We start from the raw sequence: 254 nt of genomic DNA, 5'->3' as shown, positions 1-254 counted from the left end.
TCACGGAGCAGGAGAACAGAAATGAACGGAACTACGCGCACCGTCGTCCTGGAAGTCGAGGGAGTCTCCTGGGCATCGTCGAAGTCGATCGTCGAATTGACGCTTCTCCGCCAACCCGGGGTAACGGATGTCGAGGCGAACCCGGTTTCCCAGACCGCAAACGTCTCCTACGACCCGCAGCTCACCTCACAAGCACAGCTGCGGCAGTGGATCATCGACTGCGGCTACCACTGCGCCGGGCAGTCCGTCCCCGA

At 61.8% G+C, this 254-nt stretch carries 1 protein-coding gene; it reads left to right on the top strand.

What is annotated here, in order from left to right:
* Positions 1-21: 21 nt before the first annotated feature.
* A partial coding sequence (locus tag ACLQ2Q_RS22245; RefSeq protein WP_425824091.1) for a cation transporter occupies positions 22-254 on the top strand: 233 nt, incomplete at its 3' end.

This window comes from Microbacterium sp. DT81.1, assembly GCF_049844955.1.
Classification (GTDB): domain Bacteria; phylum Actinomycetota; class Actinomycetes; order Actinomycetales; family Microbacteriaceae; genus Microbacterium.
Note: the sequence above shows the minus strand (reverse complement) of the source record. Positions and strands in the feature narration are given on the sequence as shown.